Below are 2,967 nucleotides of genomic sequence, written 5' to 3'. Positions count from 1 at the left end.
TCAACGCTTGAACCGTTCGTCGATCTTGCGTGCGTCATCATCGGCTGGCGTTCACCTGCACGCGGGGCGCCGTCGGGCACGTAAAGCGGAACACGGCGCCGCGCGGCGAATTTGCGCTCACGGAAATGCGCCCGCCATGCGCCTCGACGATCGAGCGGCAAATGGATAGCCCGACGCCCATGCCCGTCTCCTTCGTCGTGTAGAACGGCTCGAAGAGACGATCGGCGTTCTCCGGCGTAATGCCCGGCCCCGAGTCGCACACCTCGACGGCGACGTCGCCCGATTCATCGATCACCGTGCCCACGACCAACTCGCGTGGGCCATCGTCCACGCTACTCATCGCTTCGACGGCGTTCATCGTGAGATTGAGCACCACCTGCTGAAGCTGAACCCGATCACCCTCGACGAGCGGAAGATTCTCCGCGAGCCGCGTGCGCACCGATACGCCGTTCTGCACGGCTTCCGTGCGTATCAGCGCGATGACCTCGCGAATCGCTTGGTTGATCGCCAGTTGCTCCGGGCACGTCGGTGCATTCTTGACGAGGCCGCGAATGCGGTTGATGACCTCAGTGGCGCGCGCGGCATTCTTCACGATCCACTCCAACGATTCGCGCACCTCGTCCAAATTCGGGGGGCAGGACATGAGCCAGCGCAATGCGGCCTGCGCGTTCGTGGCGGTGGATGCAATGGGCTGCTTGATTTCGTGACTAATCGATGCCGCGAGCTGACCCATCGTCGTGACGCGGTTCGCATGCGCGAGCTCACGCTGCACCTCGCGATATCGCCGTTCGCTGCGGCGCGCGTCTTCTTCCGCACGCTTGCGCTCGGTCAGATCGACGACAAAAGCGACGCCCTCCTTCCCGCCGGTTTCGAAGAGCGCGGCGCCGATCAGCACGGGCACGAGTATGCCGTCTTTCCCCACGAATTCCTTTTCATAGGGCAGAGCCGTGCCGCTCGCTATCACTTCGGCCAGCGCCTGTTCGTCGCGCTCGCGGCATTGCGGCGGAGTCAGCTCGCGCCAGCTCAGCCGGCCCGACGTGAGGTCGTCGCGCTCGTACCCCAGGATTCGGAGCAAGGCATCGTTGGCTTCGAGCACGCACCCTTCGATATTCCAGATGAAGATACCGATGATGTTCGCATCGACAAGCCGCCGGATCCGCGCTTCGCGTTCGGCCAACTCACGATAGAGCCGGGCGTTCTCGAGTGCGATGGCGGCCTGTGAGGCGAGCAGCTTGAGCACCGCGATCCGGGCCGGCGCGAAAACGGACGGCGCCAGATTGTTCTCGAGATAAAGCACGCCGATGAGCTTGGCCTGCTTGAGCAGCGGCAGGCAGAACACGGAACGCGCGCGTCGCTGGCGGATGTAGGGATCCGCGCAAAAGCGGTTGCCAACCGAAGCGTCGTCAAGAATGACGCTTTCGTGCGTACTGACGACATAGTGCAATACCGAGGCCGGCAGCGCCTTTGACGGCACTGAACATTCGGGCAACATGACCGCGACGTTTCCGCCATGGATCGTTGCTTCCGCCTCGATCCGCTGCTCGGCGCCGCGCTGGAGAATCAGCAGCCCGCGTTCCGCGCCGGCGTGCTCGATTGCGATCACCATCAGCGACTTGATCAGGTTCTCGAGGACGATCTCGCCCGAGATGGCTTGGCTTGTTCTGACGATCGTGGCGATGTCTAGCCGCTCTGCGGACTCCTCGATCGTGCCTGACGGGACGGGAGGCGTATCGGGCTTGTTCGACGGATAACGCCGGTCCAGTTGTGCGACCTTGCCCAGCGCGCCCCATCGGTAGTAGCCGTCGCGCGCTTCACGCAGATACGCTTGCGCGGCAAGTTCGAGGCCCGAGGCGATGCAACACTGTCCAGCCAATTCATTGGCGAGTGCCTGTTCCTGAACAAAACCGTATTCGCCGGCCCGTCGGGCGGCGCGCTCGCAAAGGCGAAGCGCTTCCGTCTCCCGCCCCTCGATGCGCGCGAGTTCCGCACTGACGATCCAATGCTTGTGAGCGAACGTCGCTGGACAGCTTTGTGCCCATTTCTCCAGATGCCGAAGGTTCTCTGCGATCTCGGCGCGAATCTCGGCCCGTCGCTCATCCGATGCCGCACCATGTACCGCACCCAGCGCGAGCGACTCGTACATGCAGTAATTCGCAAACTGTATGTGGCAACGCGCGGACCATAGCAGCGGTTTCGCCTCCGCCGCGCATTCGAGAGCCTCGTCGGGCTCGCCGAGGAGGAAATGCCGCTGAATCTGCAAAATCCAGTAATAACACACGACCACGGCAATGCCGGCTTCGATCAGCCGCGCAACCACCGCCGCTTCGTCGATGACGACCTGGTCATCCGCATGCCCGCGCAACCTCTGAATGAACGGCTGGATGCTGGCGAGAACGTCGCGCACGTGACGGAAGCGAATGCGTTCGACGAACTCCAGCGCCTCAACCGATTCGAGCCAAAGCTCGTCGAGGTGGTCACCGCGCGCGAGCAGATCGGTTAGGCGATGTTCCAGGCTATAGCAGGCGTAGACGATCTCTCCGGTCTCCTGCGCCGCGACGATGGCCGCATCCACACATTTCACCGCTTCTTCGATGGGCTTGGTCCAAAGCAGCGCCATCTGCATCAAGAAGTTGGCGCCCACCTTCTGTGCGGCGAATCCATGCTTCTCGGCCACCGCGACGGCCAGCCGCGCAAATGCCTCTCCGTCTTGATAGCGACCGAAGAAGGGGCCCAGAAAGATAGCCAGCAGCGCATAGCCGATGACTGCCGATTCTGTCGTGCCGTATTGCTGCGTCACATTGACCATTCGGCACGCAATCGATTGGCACAGGTTGCTATCGGTGAAGTAAGCGGAGCGCCATAGCGTCGAGAACACGTTCATCACGGCGTGCATCTCCGCGTCCTCCATGTCCGGCAGGTCGACGAGGCTCGCTATCGGCCGTTCCCCCAGTCTTGCCCAAACGGCCT

General features: G+C 62.6%; 1 protein-coding gene. It reads right to left on the bottom strand.

The features are described from left to right. Window positions 1-37 precede the first annotated feature (37 nt). Window positions 38-2,967, bottom strand: a 2,930-nt coding sequence (locus ACTHL0_RS24235; RefSeq protein WP_440569598.1) for an ATP-binding protein, incomplete at its 5' end; no start/stop codon positions are given.

The organism is Trinickia sp., assembly GCF_051961175.1.
Classification (GTDB): Bacteria; Pseudomonadota; Gammaproteobacteria; order Burkholderiales; family Burkholderiaceae; genus Trinickia.
This window is presented reverse-complemented; position numbering and strand designations above follow the sequence as displayed.